Below are 22,324 nucleotides of genomic sequence, written 5' to 3'. Positions count from 1 at the left end.
TCGCCGAGTGTCACGCAGGTGCGGGCCACCGAACCCTGACGTGACACCCGGCGGGTCTCGCCTACGACTCCGCGAGCAGCTCGTCGAGCTGTTCGTAGCCTTCGTTCACGCCGACCTCCATGCCGGAGGCGAGCATGGCGTCGCGGGCCTCCACCGAGTCGACGACCGAGATCCCGACGAGACGGGTGCGGCCGCCCGGCAGCTCGGTCAGCGTCATGGTCTCCAGGGACACGCCGTCCGGGTAGCCCTCGAAGGTGAAGGTCTGCACGATCCGCTCGGGCGCGCGGACCTCGTGGAACGAGCCGTAGAAGCGGTACTCGCCGTCGTCGTCGGTGTGCGTGTAGCGGTAGCCGCCGCCGGTCTCGGCGTCCCAGCGCTGCACGGTCATGGTGAGCCGGCGCGGGCCGAGCCAGCGCTTCACCTTCTCGACGTCGACGTGCGCCTCGAAGACCCGCTCGGGCGGGGCGTCGAACTCCCGGATGATCCGGATGATCGGCAGGTCCGCAACGGCCTCGATGGTGGTCTCGCGGGTCGGGGTGGTCATGATGCTGCTCCCTCGTTCGTCTCGGTGGGCACTTCGGCGGCGAGCAGGTCGTCGAGGCGCCGGTAGCGTTCCTCGATCTGTCGCCGGTATCGCTCGATCCAGGCCGTCATCAGGTCGAACACCTCCGCTTCGAGGTGCACCGGCCGTCGCTGGGCCTGCCGGCTGCGCCGGACCAGCCCGGCGTCCTCGAGCACCTTGATGTGCTTGGACACCGCCTGGACGGAGACGTCGTAGGGCTCGGCGAGCTCGTTGACCGTCGCGTCGTCGGCGGCCAGCCGGGCCACCATGTCGCGCCGGGTCGGGTCCGCCAGAGCGGCGAACACCTTCGAGAGCCGGTCCTCCACGATGTCTCCTCTTCGTTCAACCTTGCGGTTGATTAAGACGATAGCGGACGTCGAGCCCGTATTCAACCCACAGGTTGAAGGAGGCGAAATTCGTGCCCGGCCGTAGGATCGCCGCCGATGCCCACGCTCGACGAGACCGCAGCCCGCGCGCTGCTCGCCTCCGCCCCGGTCGCCCGGCTGGCCACGATCCGGCGCACCGACGGCACCCCGCGGCTGGTGCCGATGACGTTCACGATGCTCGACGACCTCGTCGTGTCCGCCGTGGACGACGTGAAGCCCAAGCGGCACCGCCGGCTGGCCCGGCTGCGCGACATCGAGTCCGATCCGCGCGTCGGGCTGCTCGCCGACCACTACGACGACGACTGGTCGCAGCTGTGGTGGGCGCGCCTCGACGCGACCGCGGAGATCCACGACGCCGGCGACCTGCGGGACCGCGCGATCGCGGCACTGGCGCGGAAGTACCCGCCCTATGCCCGGCAGCCACCGGAGGGCCCGGTCCTGGCGCTGCGTCCCACCCGCTGGTCCGGTTGGTCCGCCCGCTGAGCTCAGGGGAGGTCGGCGAGGAACCCGGTGATCGCGGTGGCGGTCTCGTCCGGGAGCTCCAGGTGGGGGGAGTGCCCGCAGCCGAGCTCGGTGATCGTCACCGGCCCCGCGGCCCGCTCCGCGACGCTGCGGACGTGCACGAAGCTGCCGTACGGGTCGTCGTCGCCCTGGATCCCCAGTACCGGCGCGGTGATGGGGGAGAGCCGGTCACGGACGTCCCAGTCCCGGAACCCCGGCGCGAGCCACATGTCGTTCCAGCCGCGGAAGGCGGCGTCCGGGTCGTCGTGGTGGCGCGCCAGCCGGGTGCGCAGGTCACCGGTCTCGAACGCGTCGCGGGCGGAGCGGATCGCGGCCAGCGCGAACTCCTCGACCAGCACGTGCGGGGCGAGGACGACGACGCCGCTCACCGGCATCGACGCGGCGGCCAGCAGCGCGATCGTGGCACCGTCGGAGTGCCCGACGAGCACCGGCCGGTCCAGGCCGAGCGCGGTGCACAGGGCGGGCACCACGGACCCGGCCTCCGCGGACATGAACGACACGGTGCGCGGGTCACGCGGCCGGTCCGAGCGGCCGTGCCCGAGCCGCGAGTAGGCGACGGTCCGGCGTCCGGTCTCCGACGCGATCCGGCGGTGGAACCCCCGCCACAGCCCGACCGACCCGAGGCCCTCGTGCAGGAACAGCAGGGGAGCGCGGTCGTCGGAGCCGGGGACGTCGTCGTACTCGTACCGCAGGCCGTCGAGTTCGATCACCCGTCCAGTAAAGCCGCCAGCCGCTTCGCCGCGACACAGCGGTAGGCGTCGGTCACGATCTCGGTGATCTCGTCGCGGTCGGCCGGCGCGGGACCGCCGGGTGCGCCGGTGCCGTCCAGCACGACCCCGAGCCACCCGCGGTGCCCGACGTAGGCCGGCCGGAAGAACCGGGCCGGGTCCTCGGCGACCAGCTCCTCCTGCACCCCGGGCGGTGCCGCGCACCAGAACGCGATGTGCGGGTGCCCGTGGTGGTGCTCGGCGTAGGACACGAACATCGCGCGCACGAACCAGGACGGGGACCCGTGGCTGATCTTCTCGGTCACCTCGGGCAGCGACAGGCAGATCTCGCGCAGCCAGGGCAGCGGGTCGGCCGGATCGGGACGCGGTGCGATCACCCGGCGCCCATCCGGTATGTGCCGAGCGACCACACGTTCCCCTCCGGGTCGGCGACGGCGAACTCGCGGGAACCGTAGTCCTGGTCGGTGAGCCCCATGACGACGACCGCGCCGGCCGCGACAGCCCTGGAGTGCAGCGCGTCCGGATCGTCGCAGGTCAGGTAGGTCACGGCGCGGCCGGTGTCGAACGGGTCGCCGGCGGTGCGGGCCCCGAGGGCGAGGGCGCCGCGCTCGCCCCGGTCCTCCCAGGCGAGCTCGGCGTGCACGATCGTGCCGTCGCCGTCCTTGTGCGCGGCCAGCTCGCGGAAGCCGAGCGCGGCGACCAGGAAGTCGATGGCGGCGCGCGGGTCGTCGTAACGCAGTGTCGGGTGGATGCTCATGCCCGCAGATCCTGGCCGGGGCCGGGCGTGACGTCTTGTACGGATGGGAACCCTTCACCCTCCACCCGGTACGACGACGGCGTCGTCCCGGCCAGCGCCCGGAACTCCCGGCTGAGGTGGGCCTGGTCGGCGTACCCGCAGGTGACGGCCACCTCGGCGAGCGGGATCCGGCCGCCACCGACGAGCCGGGACGCGGCCGCGAACCGCAGTACCCGGCCCGCGGTGCGCGGCGCCAGCCCCACCTGCGCGGAGAACCGGGCCTGCAGGTGCCTGCGGCTCCAGCCGGTCTCGGCGGCCAGCCGGCCGACCGTGACCCGTCCGCCGGTGGCGGCGAGCCGGTCCCAGGCATGGACGACCTCCGGGGCGGGCCGGCGGGCCCGGACGTCCAGCAGCCGGTCCGCGAGCACGCCGCTGACCAGTGCGAACCGCTCCGCCCATCCCGGTGCCGCGGCGAGCCGGTCCGGCAGTGCCGCGAGCACCGGATCGGAGAGCTGGTCGAGGGCTGGCACCCCGCCGGTGGGCAGCACCTGCCCGCCGAGCAGCATGAACATCCCGAGCGGGGTGAGATCCACCTGGACCCCGGCCTGCGGGCCGGTGAACTCGGTGAGCACCCAGGTGTCGCTCATCGCGCCCGCGAACGCGGCGGCCCGGGCCGGCCCGAGCGCGGGTCCCGACAGCGTCATCGGATGGAACCCGAGGATCAGGGCGACACCGGCGGCCGGGGCCTGCCGGCGCCGCACCGGCACCGGGGAGTGCTCCCGGTACCCGAGGTAGCGCAGGACGTAGCGGCGCAGCGCCGCGGGCGGGCGCGCCGGCACGTACTCGGCGTCCATCCCCCGGGTTCTACTCCGACCCCTACACCAGTGCCAGTGTGGTCGCGAGGCCCAGCATCACGGCGGCGACGACGGCGTCCAGCACCCGCCAGGCCGCCGGGCGGGCGAACACCCCCGCGAGCCGCGCGGCGCCGAAGCCGAGCCCGGCGAACCAGACCAGGCTGGCCGCGCCCACGCCGGCGGCGAACGCCCACCGCCCGCCGTCGCCGTGCGCGGCGGCCAGCGACCCGAGGACGAGCAGGTCCAGCAGCATGTGCGGGTTGAGGAAGGTCAGCGCCGCCGCGCTCCCGAGCACCGGGGCCAGCGGACGGGCGGCACCGCGCGCGTCCGCGGTCAGCGCGCCCGGTCGCAGCGCCCGGCGGGCCGCCAGCAGGCCGTAGCCGGCGAGGTAGGCAACCCCGCCCCAGCGCACCACCTCGACCAGCCCGGGCACGTTCGCCAGCACGAGCCCGACGCCGGCCACCGCCGCGGTCACCAGGAGCAGGTCGGCGAGCACGCAGAACACCACGACCGACGACACGTGCTCGCGCCGCAGCCCCTGCCGCAGCACGAACGCGTTCTGGGCGCCGATCGCCGCGATCAGGGACAACCCGGTTCCGAACCCGACCATCACGCTCACTCCGTGACCGTAGGGCGGTCCGATCACCTGCATCGCTCTCGTTCAGGGATGCTCAGCAACATTAGGCTCGCTTCATGTACGACCGGGACCGGCTGGCCACGTTGAGCGCCGTCGTCGAGCAGGGGAGCTTCGAGGGCGCCGCCGACGCCCTGGGGATCACCCCGTCGGCGGTGTCCCAGCGGATCAAGGCTCTCGAACGCCAGTCCCGTCACGTCCTGGTGCGCCGGTCCCGGCCGTGTGCCGCCACCGAGGCGGGGCAGGTGCTGCTACGCCTGGCGCGGCAGATCGCGGTGCTGGAGGACTCGGTGTCGCGCAACCTCGGCGACGGCGGCGGCGACGCGACGGGTGTCCACCTCCCGATCGCGGTCAACGCCGACTCGGTCACCCACTGGTTCCTGCGGGCCGTCGTCCCCCTCGCGGCTCGCCACGGCGTCCGGCTCGACCTGCACGTCGACGACGAGGAGCACACCGCGGCCCTGCTCCGTGAAGGTGCGGTCCTCGGCGCGGTGACGACGTCGGCCGCTGCCGTGCAGGGCTGCGCGGTCCGTCCGATCGGCGCCACCCGCTACCGGCCGGTGGCGGCCCGTGCGATCCACGACCGGTGGTTCGCCGGGCGGGACCCCGCGGAGGCGTTCCCGGTCGCGCCGCGGGTCGACTTCGGCCCCAAGGACCGGTTGCAGACCCGTTTCGTCCGGCGGATCACCCACCGGCCGTGTACCGGGCCCGCGCACCGGGTCCCGGCCGCCGACGGCTACCACGACGCCGTCCGGGCGGGTCTGGGCTGGGGGATGTTCACCGACGCGCCGGCGAGGGCGGCCGCGGACTCGGGCCGGATCGTGCTGCTCGACGCCGTGCGGTACCTGGACGTGCCGCTGTACTGGCAGCACTGGAAGCTCTCCACCCCGGTGCTGGACGCGCTGACCGACGCGGTGCAGGAGGTCGCGTCCCGGATCCTGGTCCCGCCGCTCAGGGAGCACCGGTAGGGCCGGTGTGCCCTCAGATGCCGGACCGCCAGGGGCGGCCGAGCCGGATGTCGCAGGTGATCTCGCCGCGGTCGACGCCGGTCAGGTCGGAGATCAGGTCCCGCACGGCGTCCTCGGCCACCCGGGGGTCGTCGACGGTGGTCGACGCCTCGATGCCGGGCACGTAGAGGGTGAGCCTGCGGTCCGCCCGCCAGGCCACCACCTCGAAGTGATGGTGTCCGGTCACGGATCCACCGTAGCCCGGCGACGACGGTGCGGGCAGGCTCGTCAGCCGAACGTCGGTTCGCCGTCGAGGCCCGCGTCCTCACCCGGCTGCGGCTCCTGCCGGAGCTCCTGCTGCGTCTCGACCGGCTGCTCGGTGCTGGGCTCGGGAGTGGGGGTCGGCTCGACCAGGACCTCCGGCTCGGGCGGCGGCGGGGGCTGTTCCTCCGGCTCCGGGGTCGGCGACGGTGGTTCGCTGCTGGTCGAGGGTGGTTCCGGTGTCTCGGTCGGCTCGTTGGGCGCCAGCTCCGACGGCGACTCCCCGATCGGGCGGAAGGCCGGGAACTCGACGATCCCGGTGCTGCGGACCGCGCTGGACATGAACTCCTGCCACACGTCGGCGGGCAGGCCCTTGCCGCTGACCGGCTCTCCCGACGCCGTCCGGATCGGGTCGTTGCGGTCGGTGCCGATCCACACGGCGGTCGCGATCTCGGGGGTGAAACCGGCGAACCAGGCGTCGTTGTTCTCGCCCTCGAACCGGGACTGGACGGTGCCGGTCTTGCCCGCCGCGGGCTGCCCACCGGGCAGCTCCACGTCGTCCTGCTCGACGACGTTCATCATCGACTCGGAGACGTTGCGGGCCACCTGCTCCGGGAACCGCTGCTCGCCCTGGCCGGGTGCGTACTCGTAGAGCACGTTGCCCTCGGAGTCGACGACCTTGGACACCAGGTGCGGTGCGTGCCAGACCCCGCCGGCCGCGATCGTCGCGTACGACGACGCCAGCTGCACCGGGGTGACCTCCTTGTTGCCCAGCGGGAGCCGGGCGTCCGGGTTCTCCATCGGGGCGGTGATCCCGGCGAGCCGGGCGGCCTCGGCGACCTTCTGCGGCCCGATCTGCGCGGCGAGCTTGGTGAACACGACGTTGTTGGAGATCGTCATGGCCTGCTTGAGATCGCAGCTCGGGCAGTTCGCCCCCTCGGCGTTGCGCAGGCCGGGCCGCTCGGAGCCGTCGAAGACGGTGCCCAGACCGACCGGGTCGTCCTCCAGCAGCCCGGCGAGCACGGCGAACGGCTTGAACGTCGACCCGGGCTGCTTCATCACCGTGGCGTAGTCCAGGCCCGTACCGTTCTCCCCGCCGTAGTAGCCGACGATGCCGCCGGTCTGCGGATCGATGGCGACGGCGCCGGATCGCAGGATCTCGGGCTGGCCCTCCATCTCGCCGCGGACGGCCTCGGTCAGCTCCTGCTGGCGCTGCGGGGCGATGGTCGTCGTGACCTGCAGGCCGCCCTGCGCGAAGGCCTGCTCGGAGATGCCCAGCGACCCCAGCTCGGACCGGACGGCGTTGAGGATGTGCCCGCGCTCGTCGGTCAGCGACGACGAGCGCGAGGTGTTCTCCGGCGGGATCGTCTCGGGGAAGACCGCGGCCTTCCGGTCGGCCTCGGAGATCCAGCCCTGCTGGGCCATGCCACCGAGCACGAAGTTCCAGCGCTCCCGCGCGCTCTCCGGCGAGTTCGCCGGGTCCCAGTTCGACGGCGACTGGATGATCCCGGCGAGCAGCGCGCCCTCGCTCGGCGTCAGCTGCGCGGCGGGCTTGCCGTAGTACGCCAGGCTGGCCGACTCGATGCCGTAGGCGCCGCGCCCGAAGTAGATCGCGTTCAGGTAGCCGTTGAGGATCTCGTCCTTCGACTTCTGCCCGGAGACCTTCAGCGAGACGACCAGTTCCTTGTACTTGCGCCAGTACGTCGCGTCGTTGCCGACCAGGGTGTTCTTGACGTACTGCTGGGTGATCGTCGAGCCGCCGCCCGCACCGCCGGTGAGCTGGTTGAGCACGGCCCGCATGATGCCGGTGATGTCGAAGCCGGGGTTCGAGTAGAACGTCCGGTCCTCGGCGGCCAGCACCGCCTCGCGCACGTGCGGCGGGATCGACTCCATCCCGACCCTGATCCGGTTGCCGTGCTCGGGCACGAGCCGGGCCAGCTGCCCGCCGTCGGCATAGGAGACGGTGGCGACCTGCTTCTGCACCGTCTCGTCCGTGCTGGGGATCGGGAAGATCAGCCAGCCGATGCCGATCAGCAGCAGCGGCAGCAGCACGACCGAGACGGCGCCGCCGATCAGCGAGTACCGGATCTGCTTGCGCCGGCGGGTCTTCCGCTCCTGCGGGGTGAGCGCGGCCTTCTGCCCGGCGTCGAGGATGCCGAGCCGGCGGCGCACGGTCCCGATGCCCGGCCCGACGAGCGCGACGACCCGGTCCAGCGGGCGTTCCGGCTCCGCGCGGCGACGGCGGCGCGGCCGGTCGGCATCGGCGTCCGCGGCGGCGACCGCGGTCGAGGCGGCCTCGCGGAGGGGGGACACCCGGGTCGCGTCGTCGACGGGAGCCACCCGGGTGGCGTCGTCGCCGGTGCCGCCGGTGTCGACGGCGGGGGCCGGGGCCGCGGCGGGATCGCGGCGGCGGCGGCCGGCCGGGGGCTCGTCCGGTCGTCGCCCGGCGCCGGTGACGACGCCGGCGCGCGCGGCGGCCGCGCCGGTCGGGACCGTGCCGGCCGGGTCGGGGACCGGGGGGGTTGCGCGGGGAGGGCGTGCGGCGGGTCCGCCCGGGCCGGGTGGCGGCGGCGGGGGCAACGGCGGCACGGGCGTTCCCGGGTCGCGGGGGACGGTTCCGCCCCGCACCCGGAGACCGATCTTGGTGTCCGGAGCGAGACCGTTCGGAGCGGGCTCGGCCGGAGTGCGGCCGTTCGGGCCCTGGGCGTCCGGAACGCGGCCGGCCGGAGCGCGGCCGTTTGGAACACGACCGTCCGGAACACTGCCGTTCGGAGCGCGGCCGTCAGGGACTCGGCCGTTCGGAGCGTGGCCGCCCGGGACGTGGCCGCCCGGAGGGTGGCCGTTCGGAGGGTGGCCGTCAGGAGCGCGGCTGACGGGAACGCGGCCGTCGGGAACGCGGCTGTTCGGAACGGGGCCGCCTGGAGCGTGGCCGCCTGGGCGGTCGTTCGAAGTTCGGCCGTTCGGAGCCCGGCCGTTCGGAGTCCGACTGTTCGGTGCCCGGCCGTTCGGGACGGGGCCGTCGGGAGCGCGGTCGTTCGGAGCGGAGGCGCCGCCGTTCCTGCTGTGCGTCGTGCCGCCGTGCGTATCGCCGGTGTCCTGGGCGGGAGCGCCGTGTCGCGGCGGCCGGCCCGAGTCCGGACGGGCGACCTGGTCACTGCCGTGCCGGCCGGTCGGGCGCTCCTCGGTCCGGACGGACCGGCCGTAGCCGTACGGCTCGTCGTCGGGGGAGCGCCGAGACCGCGGGGACGGGGGCGGGCCTGCGGTCAACCGCCTCTCCTCTCACGGTCCGGCCGGCGGGGTGGCCGGCGTCTGCCTCGGGTCGGGCACACACGTGCTCGGCCGGTCAACGAGTTACCGGCGGGTTGCGATGTGCCCACCTGATCGACGTCACTCGAATGTCGGCACGTCATCACGGGTGGTACGGCGATACGTCACCATTCGGCCCTGGGAGCACCACCGCACGCACCATCGTGCCTGCGCCGTACGGCTCTGCGGCATGCGGCCACCCGCTCCGTCGAGCAGCGGGCGTCTGCGTGCGACGACGCGCGTGACCGCCCGGGCCGGGTGGTACCCGGGCCACCGCGGCAGGGCCGACCGGACGGTGTCGGGCGCCGAGCGACACGGCGATCACGCCGCGGCGGCGTCCCCCGGCATGCCGACGGCGTCGGCGAGCAGTTCGAAGGACCGCAGCCGGTCCTCGCCGCGGTAGGTCGACGTCGTCACCATCAGCTCGTCGACGCCGGTGCGGGCCGCCAGCTCCTCGACGCCCGCCGCCACCGTCGCCGGCGACCCGATGATCTGGTCGGCCCGGCGCTGCTCGACGAACGCCCGCGCCTGGTCGGTCCACTCGAACGCCGCGACCTCCTCGGGCCCCGGGAGCTCGCGCGGGTTGCCCAGCCGCAGGTGCAGGAACTGCAGGGCGGCGGGCAGCGAGAGATCGCGGGCGGCCTCGTCGGTGTCCGCGCAGAACACGCTCGCCGCGATCATCGAGTACGGCTCGGACAGCATCGCCGACGGCCGGAAGTGCTCCCGGTACAGCTCGAGGGCCGCCGTCGTGTTCCGGCTCGAGAAGTGGTGCGCGAACGAGAACGGCAGCCCCAGCATCCCGGCCAGCTTCGCCGAGTAGCCCGACGACCCGAGCAGCCACAGCGAGGGCGCGTTCCCCGTGGCGGGCACGGCGAGCACGTCGGCGTCGCCCCGGAAGTACGAGGCCAGCTCGACGAGCTGGTCCGGGAAGTCCTCCGGTGCGTGCAGCTGTGCCGCGGTGGTCCCGCGCAGCGCGGCGGCGGTCTTCGGGTCGGTGCCCGGCGCACGACCGATCCCCAGGTCGATGCGGTCCGGGTGCAGTGCCTCGAGCGTCCCGAACTGCTCGGCGACGACGAGCGGGCGGTGGTTGGGCAGCATGACGCCACCGGAGCCGACCCGGATGCGCTCGGTCGCCCCGGCCAGGTGCGCGATCAGCACCGGCGGTGACGAGCTCGCGATGCCGGGCATCGCGTGGTGCTCGGCCACCCAGTAGCGGGTGAAACCGAGCTCCTCGGTCCGCTGCACGAGCCGGGTGCTGTGCGCCAGCGCGTCGGTCGCGGACGAACCGTCGGCGACGGGGACCAGGTCGAGCACGGAGAGGGGGACCACGACCCGACCCAACGCCGGGCGATCGCCGGATCTTCCCCGGGCCCCCGCGATCCCGGCCCCGCTCCCGCGACGATCATCCTCGCCGGCGTGTTGCGGCGGCGCCCGTCACCGCCTCGCGGGCCCCTACTAGCATCGTCGGGGCTCCCGAACAGGAGCGCCACCATCCGTGACCGCCCTGGAGGCCGCACCGTGTCCGCACCGCCCGCTCCGCCCGCGTCCGCCCCGATCCGGGTGCCGGCCGGGACGACCGCCGGTGCGCGCGTCCGGGAGGGCGGCCTGACGACGAGTGGGCCCGAGGCGATCCTCGTCGTGCGCGACGCCGAGGGGAACCTCCGCGACCTCGCGTGGGCGCCCGAGGCCGACACGGACGTCGTGCCCGTTGCGGCGAACACCGACGAGGGCCGCAGCGTCATCCGGCACTCCTGCGCGCACGTGCTGGCCCAGGCCGTCCAGCAGCTCTTCCCGAAGGCGAAGCTGGGCATCGGCCCGCCGGTCACCGACGGTTTCTACTACGACTTCGACGTCGACACCCCCTTCACCCCCGAGGATCTGAAGAAGATCGAGTCGGCGATGAAGAAGATCGTCAAGTCGGGGCAGCGGTTCGCCCGGCGGCGCTTCGGGTCCAAGGACGAGGCACGCACCGAGCTGGCCGGGGAGCCGTACAAGCTCGAGCTGATCGACCTCAAGGGCGGCGACGAGGACAGCGAGGTCATGGAGGTCGACGCCTCCGGCGAGCTGACCGTCTACGACAACGTCCACGCACACAGTGGGCAGACCCTCTGGTCCGACCTGTGCCGCGGCCCGCACCTGCCGACCACCAAGTTCATCCCGGCGTTCACCCTGACCCGGTCGGCCGCCGCGTACTGGCGCGGCGACCAGCGCAACACCCAGCTGCAGCGGATCTACGGCACCGCCTGGGAGTCCCAGGACGCGCAGGACGCCTACCTCGAGCGGATCGCCGAGGCCGAGCGCCGCGACCACCGCAGGCTGGGTTCCGAGCTGGACCTGTTCAGCTTCCCGGACGAGATCGGCTCCGGCCTGCCCGTCTTCCATCCCAAGGGCGGCGTCGTCCGCAAGGAGCTGGAGGACTACTCGCGGATCCGGCACGCCGAGGCGGGCTACGAGTTCGTCTACTCGCCGCACGCCACCAAGGGGCAGCTCTTCGAGCTCTCCGGGCACCTCGACTGGTACGCCGAGGGCATGTACCCGCCCATGCAGCTCGACGCCGAGTACGGGCCCGACGGTGAGCTGAAGAAGCAGGCCGTCGACTACTACCTCAAGCCGATGAACTGCCCGATGCACAACCTGATCTTCCGGTCGCGCGGGCGGTCGTACCGGGAGCTGCCGCTGCGGCTGTTCGAGTTCGGCACCGTCTACCGGTACGAGAAGTCCGGCGTCGTGCACGGCCTCACCCGGGCCCGCGGTTTCACCCAGGACGACGCGCACATCTACTGCAGCCGCGACCAGATGGCGGACGAGATCCGCTCGCTGCTGCAGTTCGTGCTGGACCTGCTGCGCGACTACGGCCTCGACGACTTCTACCTGGAGCTCTCCACCCGCAACCCGGAGAAGTCGATCGGGTCCGACGAGGCGTGGGCCGAGGCCACCGGGGCGCTGCGCGAGGCCGCGTCGAGCTTCGGCCTGGAGCTGCGCGACGACCCGGGCGGCGCCGCCTTCTACGCCCCGAAGATCTCCGTGCAGGCCAAGGACGCCATCGGCCGGTACTGGCAGATGTCGACGATCCAGGTCGACATGATGCTGCCGGACCGCTTCGAGCTGGAGTACACCGCGCCCGACGGGTCCCGGCAGCGGCCGGTGATGATCCACCGTGCGCTGTTCGGGTCGATCGAGCGTTTCTTCGGTGTGCTCACCGAGCACTACGCCGGTGCCTTCCCGGCCTGGCTGGCCCCCGTCCAGGTGGTCGCCATCCCGGTGACCGACGCCCAGGAGACCTACGCCCGCGAGATCGCGGCGAAGCTGCGCACCCACGGCATCCGGATCGAGGTCGACGCAGGCGACGACCGGATGCAGAAGAAGATCCGCACCCACACCCTCCAGAAGGTGCCGTTCCTGCTGCTCGCCGGTGGCCGGGACGTCGAGGCGGGCGCCGTGAGCTTCCGGTTCCGTGACGGTTCGCAGCGCAACGGTGTGCCGGTCGACGAGGCGGTGGCGGCGATCGTGGAGTGGGTGGGATCGCGGACGAACACCTCACCGGACGCGGAGTCGTTCCTCGCAGGCTGAAGCTTAGGATCGCCTGATGGAGCAGCAGTGGGTCCCGCAGGAGGGAGTCGGGACGCCCGACGGGTTCGCCCGGCTCTGGACCCCGCACCGGCTGGCCTACATCAAGGGTGCCTCGGATCTCGGCTGCCCGTTCTGCCGGATCGCGCGCGGTGAGATCGTCGGGGACCCCGGCGAGGATGTGGAGCCGGACGCCGACAACCTCGTCATCGCCCGCGGTGACGAGGTGTTCGCGCTGCTCAACCTGCACCCCTACAACCCGGGTCACCTGATGGTGCTGCCCTACCGGCACGTCGCGGAGCTGGAGGAGCTCACCGACTCCGAGACGGCCGAGCTGATGGCCTTCACCCGGCAGGCGGTGGTGACCATGAAGCGGGTGGCGGCACCGCACGCGTTCAACGTGGGCCTCAACCTGGGCCACGTCGCGGGCGGTTCGCTGGCCGAGCACCTGCACCAGCACGTCGTCCCGCGGTGGGGCGGCGACGCGAACTTCATCGCCGTCGTCGGGCAGACGAAGGTCATCCCGCAGTTGCTGGCCGAGACCCGCGCGCAGCTGGCGCAGGCGTGGGAGCCGCCCCGGCGGGCGGCCCCGCAACCGGACTAGGCTGGTCGCCACCGCCTGTCCGTAGGGAGTTCGTCGCCCACGATGCTCAATCTGTTCGCCCGCGGCCACGTCAACCGCCTCACCGATCCGGTGGGCCGGCGGCTGGTCGCGCTCGGCGTCAGCCCGGACACGATGACGGTGCTCGGCACGGTGGGTGCCGTCGTCTGCTCGCTGGTGTTCCTGCCGGGCGGCGGGCTGGTCATCGGGTCGGTCCTGGTCACGCTGTTCGTCCTCACCGACCTGATCGACGGGGCGATGGCGCGGGCCCGCGGCCACGGCACCCCGTTCGGCGCGGTGCTCGACTCGACCTGCGACCGGATGGTCGACGGGGCCGTGTTCGGCGCGCTCGCCTGGTGGGCGCTGACCGGCGGGAACGAGCCCGTCGCCGCGGCAGCCGCGCTGGTCGCGCTGGTCGGCGGGCAGATCGTGTCCTACGTCAAGGCCCGCGCCGAGTCGGTCGGGCTGACCGCCGAGGGCGGCCTGGTCGAGCGGGCCGAGCGCCTGCTGCTCGGGTTGCTCGGCGCGTTCCTGGCCGGGGTCGGCGTGCCGTACGCCCTGTCCGTCGCGCTGGTCGTGCTGGCGGTCGGAACGGTGGTGACCCTGGGCCAGCGGATCCTGGCGGTGCGCCGGAGCGCCCGCGAGGTCCCCCGTGCCTGACCGGGTCCGGGAGGCACTCGCCGCGGCCGGGTACACCGCCGGCTGGGCGGTCACCGGGAAGCTGCCCGCGGGCGTCGTCGCGCGGGTGTTCGACGCCGGCGCCGATCTCGCCACGCACCGCGACGGCCCCGGGGTGCGACGGCTGCGGGCCAACCTGGCGCGGGTCCGCCCGGACGCCGGCCCCGCCGAGCTCGACGACCTGGTGCGGCGCGGGATGCGCAGCTACGCGCGCTACTGGCGGGAGGCGTTCGCGCTGCCGTCGCTCGATCCCGGCGCGGTGCACGCCGCCATGCACCCGCACGTGCACGGCATCGGCGGGTCGCTGGACACGGTGCGGGCCGGGCGCGGCGTGCTCTACGCGCTGCCGCACGCCGGGAACTGGGACGTGGCCGGGGTCTACATGGTGCGCGAGCTCGCCCGGCTGGGGCTGGAGCCGGCCATCACGACCGTCGTGCAGCGGTTGCGCCCGGAGTCGCTGTTCCGCCGCTTCCTCGACTACCGGCGCTCGCTCGGGTTCGAGGTCGTGCCCGCCGACGACCCACGGGCCGCGCACCGCGCCGTGACCGCTCGCCTGCGCGGCGGCGGTGTGGCCTGCCTGATCGCCGACCGGGACCTGTCCGGCACCGGGGTCGGCGTCTCGTTCCTCGGCGCCCCGGCCCGGCTCCCCGCAGGGCCCGCCCGGCTGGCCCGGCTGACCGGTGCGGCGCTGCACCCGGCGTACGCGGTGTTCGCGGGCGACGCCTGGGGCGTGCACGTCGGGCCGGAGATCCCGGTACCGGACCGGGCGGCCGAGGCCAAGGCCACCCAGGCCCTCGCCGACGCGTTCGGCGAGCTCATCGCCCGCCGGCCCGAGGACTGGCACATGCTGGCGTCGATCCATGGCGGGCCGGGATGACGGTGCTGCGGATCGGCGTCGTCTGCCCGTACTCCCTGGACGTGCCCGGGGGAGTGCAGAACCACGTGCTCGACCTCGCCGCGGCGCTGCGGGCGCGGGGGCACCGGGTCGACGTCCTCGCCCCGACCGTCCACGAGGCGCCCCCCTTCGTGACGCCGGTGGGGCGGCCCCTGGGTGTGCCGTACAACGGCTCGGTCGCGCGGGTGGCGTTCGGCCCGGTGTCCTACCACCGCACCCGCCGGTGGCTCGCCGAGCACGAGTTCGACGTGCTGCACCTGCACGAGCCCACGACGGTCTCGGTCTCGGTGCTCGCGCTGCTGGCCGCCCGTGGCCCGATCGTCGCGACCTTCCACACCTCGACCGAGCGCTCCCGGGCGCTGGCCGCGTTCGGCGGAACGCTGCGACCGCTGATGGAGAAGGTGACGGCGCGGATCGCGGTCTCCGCCACGGCCCGGCGGGTCCAGGTGGAGCACCTCGGCGGGGACGCGACGGAGATCCCCAACGGCGTCGACGTCGCCCGCTTCGCCCGCGGCCCGGCACTGGAGGACCTGGTCCCCGGCCTCGCCGCGGCGTCCCCGTCCGTCCGGCGGGTCGGCTTCGTCGGCCGGTTCGACGAACCGCGCAAGGGGATGCCGGTGCTCCTCGACGCGCTGCGCCCGCTCGTCGCCCAGCGCCCGGACCTGCGGTTGCTCGTCGTCGGACGGGGCGACGCGGACGCGCTGTACCGGGCGGCCGGGCCACGGCTCGCCGAACGGATCGACCTGCTCGGCGCCGTCGACGAGCCGACGAAGGCCGCGGCGCTGCGCGCGATGGACGTCTACTGCGCCCCGCACCGCGGCGCGGAGAGCTTCGGCATGGTGCTCACCGAGGCGATGGCCGCCGGCGCGCCCGTGCTGGCCGCCGACATCGAGTCGTTCCGCGCGGTGCTCTCCGGCGCCGGCGTGCTCGTCCCGCCCGGTGACGCCGGTGCACTCGGCACCGCGCTGACCACGCTGCTCGACGACGGCGCCCGCCGTGCCGCGCTGTCCGCCGCGGGCCGGGACCGGGTGGCCCGCTACGACTGGCAGGTCGTCGCCGAGGACGTGCTGCGGGTGTACCGGACGGCGGTCGCGGCCGCGCCGCCCGTGAGTGCCCGATGAGCACGCCCGCAGCGGTCCTGCTCGTCGCGACGGTCCTGCTGGTCGTGGCCGCGCTCACGGTGTGGTGTGTGGCACGGGTGCGACGGCTGCACCGGCTGCACGTGCGGGTCGGCGCCGCCCGGGGCGGACTGGCCGCCGCGCTGGAACACCGGGCGACCGTGGCGCTGCGGGTCGCCGACGCCGTCGGCCCGGCCATGGCCGGGGGCCTGCGCGCCGCCGCGACCACCGCCCGGGCCGGGTCCGCACCCGCCCCCGACGGCCGCGACCCGGCCGGGGCCCGCGAGGCCCGCGAGGTCGCCGAGAACGCCCTGACCAGGGAACTCGCCGCTGTCGCCCCGGCCCTGACTGCGCCGGCGCCTGCGGCCGAGCTGCGGGACGCCCAGCAGCTGGTCGTCCTGGCCCGCCGGGTGCACAACGACGCCGTACGCGACACCCGGGTGCTCCGGTCGCGTCGACTGGTCCGCTGGTTCCACCTGTACGGCACCGCTCCCGAGCCGGTGTACTTCGAGATCGCCGATCCGGAACCCGCGACCGGACCGGACGCCGCTGACGTAGAATCGGGCCGTTACCCGTCCGCCATGTGAGGAGCTCCGATCACCCGTGTCCGCAGCCGACAACACCCCTGACAACGCCGGTCCGCAGCACGGCACCGCGCGGGTCAAGCGCGGCATGGCCGAGATGCTCAAGGGTGGTGTGATCATGGACGTGGTCACCCCGGAGCAGGCGAAGATCGCCGAGGACGCCGGTGCCGTGGCCGTGATGGCCCTCGAGCGGGTCCCGGCCGACATCCGCGCGAACGGCGGCGTCGCCCGCATGTCGGACCCGGACATGATCACCGGGATCATCGACGCCGTGTCCATCCCGGTGATGGCCAAGGCCCGCATCGGGCACTTCGTCGAGGCCCAGGTCCTGCAGTCGCTCGGCGTCGACTACATCGACGAGTCCGAGGTGCTGACCCCGGCCGACGAGGCGCACCACATCGACAAGTGGGCCTACACCGTGCCGTACGTGTGCGGCGCGACCAACCTCGGCGAGGCGCTGCGCCGGATCTCCGAGGGCGCGGCGATGATCCGCTCCAAGGGCGAGGCGGGCACCGGCAACGTCGTCGAAGCCACCCGGCACATGCGCTCGATCCGCGCCGAGATCGGCCGGCTGGCGTCGCTGGACGCCGCCGAGCTCTACATCGCCGCCAAGGAGCTCCGGGCGCCGGTCGAGCTGGTCGCCGAGATCGCCCGCACCGGCAAGCTGCCGGTCGTGCTGTTCACCGCGGGCGGCATCGCCACCCCGGCCGACGCCGCGATGATGATGCAGCTCGGTGCCGAGGGCGTGTTCGTCGGCTCCGGCATCTTCAAGTCCGGCGACCCGGCGCTGCGCGCGTCGGCGATCGTGAAGGCGACGACCTTCCACGACGACCCGGACATGGTCGCGAAGGTCTCTCGCGGGCTCGGCGAGGCCATGGTCGGGATCAACATCGGCGACATCCCGGAGGACCAGCGCTACGCCTCGCGCGGCTGGTAGTCCACGTCGTCCCGAGAGCCCCGTCCGGCCGTCGCCGGGCGGGGCTCTCGTCGTTCCCGGACCGGTTCGCGGCGATCATGGTCGCGCTGCGCTCGGGCACGATCCGGTGAGTGTTCCGGTCACCCGGTCGCGGGGGTATGTCTGATTTCGACGGGTTCCGTGGTCACCCGTGGGCGGGGTTGCCTACTCGATATGATGACAGAGGGGCACGCGGTGACTCTGTGGCGCTTACGTTCTTGTGCGAATCACGAGACCAGTGAGGCGGAGGAGCCTGATGGGACGCTCTGTGCGAGCCGCGGCGATCGCGGCCGCGATGCTGATCAGCTTTCCGGCTGCGGCGTTCGCCGACACCGGGACGGCGGATCGGTCGAGCGCGACGACGGCGGTGGACTGTCCTGCGCCGGGCTCCGGTGCGGGTGGCGCGGGTGGGGAGAGCCGGGCCGGCTGCGAGCCCGGCGATGCGCCCGCCGCGGCCGCGGAGCCGGCGCCTCCGGCCGGACTGCCCGCATCGGCTGCCCCGGACGCTCCGGCCGACCGGAACGCGTCGGGCGACCTGAACACCTCGGGCGACGCGGGCGCTCCGTCCACCCCGGGTACTCCGGGCAACCCGGACGCGCCCGCCGGCCCGGGTACGTCGGCCGACCTGAACACTCCGGTGAACCCGGCCACCCCGATCGATCCGCCCGCACCGGCTGACCCGGAGACCCCGGGCAGCCCCGAGGCCCCGGGCGCTCAGGACGCCCCGGAGAGCCGGGAGAGGCCGGATGCCCGGGAGAGGCCGGACGCTCCGGAGGCCCCGGAGAGGCCGGACGCTCCGGAGGCCCCGGAGAGGCCGGACGCTCCGGAGGCCCGGGAAGCTCCGGAGACCCCGGAGACCCCGGACAGCCCGGAGACCCCGGACGGCCCGGACCGTCCGGAGGCACCGGAGGCACCGGAGGCACCGGAGGCACCGGAGGCACCGGAGGCACCGGAGAGCCCGGAGGCTCCTGCTGCCCCCGGCGCGCCGAAGAGGCCGGCTGCCCCGGCTGATCCGGCTGGCCCGACTGCCCCTGCCGACCCGGCTGCGCGAGCCGACCCGGCCGCCCCGGCGTACCCGGGTGCCGAGACCAGTGCCGCGACCGCGCACAACTGGGGCGAGCCGAGCAAGGTCGACGAGTTCGACGGCGACCTCTCCGGCTGGAATCTCTACGACGGGGAGGGCCACGCCGGCGAGGGCACCCGTTCGCCCGAGGCCGCGTCGGTGAAGGACGGCATCCTCACCATCGACGGTGACGCCGACGGCACGACCGGCGGGATGGCGTGGACCGGCGCCAGCCAGAAGTACGGCCGCTGGGAGGGGCGGGTGCGGGCACCGGCGTCCGACCCGACGTACAACGCGTTGCTGCTGCTCTGGCCGACCGCGGAGGACTTCCCGGTCGGCGGCGAGATCGACTTCATGGAGATGACCGACCACACCCGGCAGACGACCGAGCTGTTCCTCCACTATGGAGAGGACAACAGCCAGGTGCAGGGCGAGGTCGGGATCGACGGGACCCAGTGGCACAACTGGGCGGTCGAGTGGACGCCGGACGGCGTTGTGGCCTATGTGGACGGCAAGGAGTGGTGGCGCACCGACGACACCTCGATCCTGCCGCCCGGGCCGATGCACCTGTGCATCCAGCTCGACTGGTTCCCGGAGGGCGGAGGTGAGGTGAAGCCGTCCACGATGGAGGTCGACTGGGTCCGCCAGTACCCGCTGCCCGAGTCCGAACAGGGCGGTGCCGGCGAGGAGGGGCTCCTCGACGGACTGCGCGAGCGGATCACCGAGGGCGCGCCGGACGAGGTCGCCGGAGCGGCGACCCGCGGCCCCAGCGGGACCTGATCAGCGGTATTCCGGATCAGCGGTATTCCATGATCAGTACCGCGGAAGCTCCCGCGGTCAGCGCCCGGTAGGCGTGCGGCCGGTCGGCGGGAAAGGTGACGTAGTCACCGGGGTCGAGATCGACCTCCTCGCCGGCCGGTCCGGCGTTCCACCGGCCACTCCCGACGATCATGTGCTCGACCGTGCCGGGGGAGTGCGCCTGCGACGCGCGGGCCTCGCCGGGTTCCGACGTGACCATGTGCACGTCCCGCCGGGCCCCGGGCGGGCAGGCCGACAGCAGTGCCGACGTGAACGGCGACGACTCCGATCGGAGCGCCGGTCGCTCGCCCGCCCGCACCACCCGCACCGGCGCCGACAGTGGCTCCACCAGCGTGCTGAACGGGACCTCGGCCACCACCGCGATCGCCCACAACGTCTCGACGCTCGGGTTGCCGGTGCCCGCCTCGAGCTGGGACAGGGTCGACTTGGCGATCCCCGCCCGGCGGGCGAGCTCCGCCGAGGAGATTCCCAGACGCTCGCGTTCGCGCCGGATGGCCGTGGCGATCGTCGCGAGCGGTGGCGTTCGTTCCATCGGTCTCCTCGTTCGGCTTGACGAACGGACGGTCCTGGGTTCACTGTATCGGCCATGCGTTCGATGCAGCGAACAGGGCGCGCGGAGGATCGGGCCGACCTCCGCGACGCGGTGACGATCTCGGTGGCGGTCGGCCTGGTCGGTGTGTCGTTCGGCGCGCTCGCCCCGTCGGCCGGCCTGTCCCCGGCGATGACGATGGCGATGTCCACGCTGGTGTTCGCCGGTGGCGCGCAGCTGCTGGTCACCGGCGTGCTCGCGGCCGGTGGCGGGATCTGGGCGGCCGTGGTGGCCGGGCTCGTGCTGAACCTGCGGCACCTGCCGTTCGGCCTGGCGCTGGCCCGTCACATCGGCGGCGGCTGGTGGCGGATCCCCGGCGCGCACGTCATCACCGACGAGTCGACGGCGTTCGTGCTGGCCCGCACCGGGACCGGCGGTCGCGCCCGCCGAGCCTTCTGGCTCCTGGGCGTGATCAAGTACGGCTGCTGGCAGCTCGGGACCGCCGGTGGGCTGCTGCTGGGGGCCGCCGTGCCGGACCCGTCGGCGTTCGGACTGGACGCCGCATTCCCCGCCGCGTTGCTCGCGCTGCTGGTCCCGATGCTGCGCCGGGCCGACGCCCTGCGGGTCGGCGGGGGAGCGGCCGCGGTCTCGCTGGCCTGCGCCCCGTTCCTGCCCGCGGGACTCCCGGTGCTCGCCGGCCTGCTCGGCCTCGGCGCCGCCGGGCGAATCCGGGGTGGTGGGTCGTGACGATCACCGCGCTGGCCGTCCTCGCCGTCGGCACCTACCTGATGCGGCTGCTGCCGTTGCTCCTGCACGGCCGGGTCGAGTTCTCCGACCGCACGCTCCGCCTCGTCGAGCTCGGTGCGGTCGCCCTGCTGGTGGCGCTGGTCGCGACCGGGACCTGGTTCGAGGGCTCGGAGTTCGCGGGCTGGGCCCGTCCCGCGGGCGTGGCCGTCGCCGCCGCCGCGATCTGGCGACGGCTGCCGTTCCTGCTCGTCGTGCTCCTGGCCGCCGGGACCACGGCCGGGCTCCGGCTGGCCGGCGTGCCCTGACCGGTTCACCGGCGCGGGGCGATCCCACCGAGCGCCACGGGGCCGCTGCGGCGAGGATCGGGACCATGCACGTCCTCGTCGTCGGCGCGACCGGCTACATCGGATCGCGGCTGGTGCCCCGCCTGCTCGACGCCGGCCACGAGGTCCGCGTCCTGGCCCGCACCCCGGCCGGGGTGGCGGACCACCCCTGGGCAGACCGGGTCGAGGTCGTACCCGGCGACGCGCAGGACCGGGCGGCCGTGACCCGCGCGTGCGACGGTGCCGAGGCCGTCGTCCACCTCGTGCACGCCATGGACGGGCCCGGCTACGCGGACCGGGACCGCGCCGCCGCGCATGCCCTGGCCGGTGGCGCCGCGGCGACCGGGGTCCAGCGGATCGTCTACCTGGGCGGACTGCAACCCGGCGACGACGGCCGGCCGGTCTCCGGGCACCTGCGCTCGCGCCGCGAGGTCGGCGACGTCCTGCTCGCGGGGCCGGTCCCGGCCGTCGTGCTGCGGGCCGGGATCGTCGTCGGCACCGGTTCGGCGAGCTTCGAGATGATCCGCCACCTCACCGAGCTCACCATGGGCGGCCCGCCGGTGCTGCCGCTGCCGGACCGGGCGTGGAACCGGATCCAGCCGGTCGCCGTCGACGACGTCCTGCACGCGCTCACCGGCTGCCTCGACCTGCCGGACGGGACGAACCGGGCGTTCGACATCGGAGGACCCGACGTCCACACCTACCGGTCCCTGATGAGCGAGTACGGCGCCGAAGCCGGTCTGCTCCGGCCGTTCCCGCTGCCGGTTCCGCTGTCCGCGCCACGGCTGACCGCCCGCGCGGTCGCGGCGCTCACGCCGGTCGGGCGCGGGCTCGCCGGGCCGCTCGTCGAGTCGATGCGGCACGAGCTGGTCGCCGACCCCGCCGACGTAGCGGCGCTCGACGCCCTGATCGGCCCACCGCCCGGCGGGCACACGCCCTACCGGGCGGCCGTCCGCCGCGCGCTGGACGGTGCCGGCGACGCCGGGCCCGGCAGTTCGGACGCCCCCGGCAGCGGTCCGGTCGAGTGGGAGACGACCGACGCCCACGACGTCGACGCCCCGCCCCGCGCCGTCTGGTCGGTGATCGAGACCCTCGGCGGCGAGCACGGCTGGTACACCGTCCCCGGGACGGCGACGCTGACCGGGTTCCTCGACGTCCTCGCCGGCGGGCCGGGACACCTGCCGCGCAGGCATTCCACCGGACCGCCCCGCCTCGTCGCGGGGGAGCCGCTGGACCGCTGGGTGGTCGAGGCCGTCGAGCCCGGGACCCGGCTGCTGCTGCGCGCCGAGGCCCGGCTGCCCGGCGTCGTACACCTGGAGCTGCGGATCCACCCCACCGGACGCCTGACCAGCCGCTACACCCAGACCCTGCGGTTCGCACCGCACGGGCTGGCGGGCCGGCTGGCGTGGCTGGCCGCGTACCCGGCCCAGCGGTTCGTGTTCGCCGTGATGGCCCGGACCCTCAGCGGTGTCGCCGAGACCCGCTACCGGCAACTCGTCCGCCGGTGAG

24 protein-coding genes are annotated in these 22,324 nt (G+C 74.0%); 13 read left to right on the top strand and 11 right to left on the bottom strand.

Features of this window, described 5'->3' with window-relative positions; all coding sequences use genetic code 11:
- Positions 1-61 precede the first annotated feature (61 nt).
- Together JOF36_RS22160 and JOF36_RS22155 are read right to left on the bottom strand one after the other, a co-directional pair.
- Positions 62-544, bottom strand: a complete 483-nt coding sequence (locus tag JOF36_RS22160) for an SRPBCC family protein (RefSeq protein WP_210030417.1) — start codon at positions 542-544, stop codon at positions 62-64.
- Entirely contained in the window at positions 541-891 is a 351-nt protein-coding gene (locus JOF36_RS22155; protein WP_210036146.1) for an ArsR/SmtB family transcription factor, read from the bottom strand. The genes JOF36_RS22160 and JOF36_RS22155 overlap by 4 nt, the downstream gene beginning before the upstream one ends.
- Positions 892-1,005: 114 nt before the next feature.
- Between JOF36_RS22155 and JOF36_RS22150 the strand changes: the two genes are divergently transcribed.
- Entirely contained in the window at positions 1,006-1,431 is a 426-nt protein-coding gene (locus JOF36_RS22150; protein WP_210030415.1) for a TIGR03668 family PPOX class F420-dependent oxidoreductase, read from the top strand.
- Positions 1,432-1,433: 2 nt separating this feature from the next.
- Here JOF36_RS22150 and JOF36_RS22145 read toward each other — a convergent pair whose 3' ends face one another.
- Genes JOF36_RS22145 through JOF36_RS22125 form a run of 5 tightly spaced genes read right to left on the bottom strand, consistent with a single transcriptional unit; the run spans position 1,434 to position 4,398 of the window.
- Positions 1,434-2,180, bottom strand: coding sequence for an alpha/beta fold hydrolase (locus tag JOF36_RS22145; protein ID WP_210030413.1), 747 nt, complete (start codon positions 2,178-2,180; stop codon positions 1,434-1,436).
- A complete protein-coding gene (locus tag JOF36_RS22140) occupies positions 2,177-2,575 on the bottom strand; it encodes an MmcQ/YjbR family DNA-binding protein (RefSeq protein ID WP_307862521.1) in 399 nt (132 codons plus the stop codon). Before JOF36_RS22140 ends, JOF36_RS22145 begins: the two co-directional genes overlap by 4 nt.
- Positions 2,572-2,955, bottom strand: a complete 384-nt coding sequence (locus tag JOF36_RS22135) for a VOC family protein (RefSeq protein WP_210030411.1) — start codon at positions 2,953-2,955, stop codon at positions 2,572-2,574. The genes JOF36_RS22140 and JOF36_RS22135 overlap by 4 nt, the downstream gene beginning before the upstream one ends.
- Entirely contained in the window at positions 2,952-3,788 is an 837-nt protein-coding gene (locus JOF36_RS22130) for a helix-turn-helix domain-containing protein (RefSeq protein WP_210030404.1), read from the bottom strand. The genes JOF36_RS22135 and JOF36_RS22130 overlap by 4 nt, the downstream gene beginning before the upstream one ends.
- 22 nt (positions 3,789-3,810) lie before the next feature.
- Positions 3,811-4,398, bottom strand: a complete 588-nt coding sequence (locus JOF36_RS22125; protein ID WP_245352357.1) for a LysE/ArgO family amino acid transporter — start codon at positions 4,396-4,398, stop codon at positions 3,811-3,813.
- Positions 4,399-4,481: 83 nt separating this feature from the next.
- On the opposite strand from JOF36_RS22125, the gene JOF36_RS22120 reads away from it, so the two are divergent.
- A complete protein-coding gene (locus JOF36_RS22120) occupies positions 4,482-5,390 on the top strand; it encodes a LysR family transcriptional regulator ArgP (protein ID WP_210030395.1) in 909 nt (302 codons plus the stop codon).
- A 13-nt stretch (positions 5,391-5,403) separates the two neighbouring features.
- Here JOF36_RS22120 and JOF36_RS22115 read toward each other — a convergent pair whose 3' ends face one another.
- The 3 genes from JOF36_RS22115 to JOF36_RS22105 form a co-directional block, all read right to left on the bottom strand.
- Positions 5,404-5,616, bottom strand: a complete 213-nt coding sequence (locus tag JOF36_RS22115) for a hypothetical protein (protein ID WP_210030393.1) — start codon at positions 5,614-5,616, stop codon at positions 5,404-5,406.
- Positions 5,617-5,657: 41 nt separating this feature from the next.
- Positions 5,658-8,219, bottom strand: coding sequence for a transglycosylase domain-containing protein (locus JOF36_RS22110; RefSeq protein WP_307862520.1), 2,562 nt, complete (start codon positions 8,217-8,219; stop codon positions 5,658-5,660).
- 1,038 nt (positions 8,220-9,257) lie between these two features.
- On the bottom strand, positions 9,258-10,265 hold the full coding sequence (locus tag JOF36_RS22105) for an LLM class flavin-dependent oxidoreductase (RefSeq protein ID WP_307862519.1): 1,008 nt from the start codon (positions 10,263-10,265) through the stop codon (positions 9,258-9,260).
- A 189-nt stretch (positions 10,266-10,454) separates the two neighbouring features.
- On the opposite strand from JOF36_RS22105, the gene thrS reads away from it, so the two are divergent.
- From thrS to JOF36_RS40305, 8 genes are all read left to right on the top strand, one after another.
- On the top strand, positions 10,455-12,506 hold the full coding sequence (thrS, locus tag JOF36_RS22100; protein ID WP_210030389.1) for a threonine--tRNA ligase: 2,052 nt from the start codon (positions 10,455-10,457) through the stop codon (positions 12,504-12,506).
- Between the two features lie 16 nt (positions 12,507-12,522).
- Positions 12,523-13,107, top strand: a complete 585-nt coding sequence (locus tag JOF36_RS22095) for an HIT family protein (protein ID WP_210030386.1) — start codon at positions 12,523-12,525, stop codon at positions 13,105-13,107.
- 42 nt (positions 13,108-13,149) lie between these two features.
- Positions 13,150-13,764 carry a phosphatidylinositol phosphate synthase gene (pgsA, locus tag JOF36_RS22090; RefSeq protein ID WP_210030384.1) on the top strand — a complete coding sequence of 205 codons (615 nt, stop codon included), beginning with the start codon at positions 13,150-13,152 and terminating at the stop codon, positions 13,762-13,764.
- The gene (locus JOF36_RS22085; RefSeq protein WP_210030382.1) at positions 13,757-14,659 is read left to right on the top strand and encodes a phosphatidylinositol mannoside acyltransferase; all 903 of its coding nucleotides are present in this window, start codon (positions 13,757-13,759) and stop codon (positions 14,657-14,659) included. The genes pgsA and JOF36_RS22085 overlap by 8 nt, the downstream gene beginning before the upstream one ends.
- Before the next feature lie 5 nt (positions 14,660-14,664).
- Positions 14,665-15,798, top strand: coding sequence for a glycosyltransferase family 4 protein (locus JOF36_RS22080; protein ID WP_210036130.1), 1,134 nt, complete (start codon positions 14,665-14,667; stop codon positions 15,796-15,798).
- A complete protein-coding gene (locus JOF36_RS22075; RefSeq protein WP_210030380.1) occupies positions 15,795-16,382 on the top strand; it encodes an NUDIX hydrolase in 588 nt (195 codons plus the stop codon). The genes JOF36_RS22080 and JOF36_RS22075 overlap by 4 nt, the downstream gene beginning before the upstream one ends.
- A gap of 16 nt (positions 16,383-16,398) precedes the next feature.
- Positions 16,399-17,316 carry a pyridoxal 5'-phosphate synthase lyase subunit PdxS gene (gene pdxS / locus JOF36_RS22070; protein WP_210030377.1) on the top strand — a complete coding sequence of 306 codons (918 nt, stop codon included), beginning with the start codon at positions 16,399-16,401 and terminating at the stop codon, positions 17,314-17,316.
- Positions 17,317-17,590: 274 nt separating this feature from the next.
- Entirely contained in the window at positions 17,591-19,177 is a 1,587-nt protein-coding gene (locus JOF36_RS40305) for a glycoside hydrolase family 16 protein (RefSeq protein ID WP_281071657.1), read from the top strand.
- Positions 19,178-19,193: 16 nt separating this feature from the next.
- Here the strand turns inward: JOF36_RS40305 and JOF36_RS22055 are convergent, their stop codons facing one another.
- Complete coding sequence (locus tag JOF36_RS22055) at positions 19,194-19,748, bottom strand: helix-turn-helix domain-containing protein (protein ID WP_210030371.1); 555 nt, start codon at positions 19,746-19,748, stop codon at positions 19,194-19,196.
- 54 nt (positions 19,749-19,802) lie between these two features.
- On the opposite strand from JOF36_RS22055, the gene JOF36_RS22050 reads away from it, so the two are divergent.
- From JOF36_RS22050 to JOF36_RS22040, 3 genes are all read left to right on the top strand, one after another.
- On the top strand, positions 19,803-20,492 hold the full coding sequence (locus tag JOF36_RS22050) for an AzlC family ABC transporter permease (RefSeq protein ID WP_210030368.1): 690 nt from the start codon (positions 19,803-19,805) through the stop codon (positions 20,490-20,492).
- Positions 20,489-20,797, top strand: a complete 309-nt coding sequence (locus JOF36_RS22045; RefSeq protein ID WP_210030367.1) for an AzlD domain-containing protein — start codon at positions 20,489-20,491, stop codon at positions 20,795-20,797. The genes JOF36_RS22050 and JOF36_RS22045 overlap by 4 nt, the downstream gene beginning before the upstream one ends.
- A 65-nt stretch (positions 20,798-20,862) precedes the next feature.
- Positions 20,863-22,323 carry a DUF2867 domain-containing protein gene (locus JOF36_RS22040; protein WP_210030362.1) on the top strand — a complete coding sequence of 487 codons (1,461 nt, stop codon included), beginning with the start codon at positions 20,863-20,865 and terminating at the stop codon, positions 22,321-22,323.
- Position 22,324: the final 1 nt, after the last annotated feature.

Source organism: Pseudonocardia parietis (genome assembly GCF_017876315.1).
GTDB classification, from domain to species: domain Bacteria; phylum Actinomycetota; class Actinomycetes; order Mycobacteriales; family Pseudonocardiaceae; genus Pseudonocardia; species Pseudonocardia parietis.
This window is presented reverse-complemented; position numbering and strand designations above follow the sequence as displayed.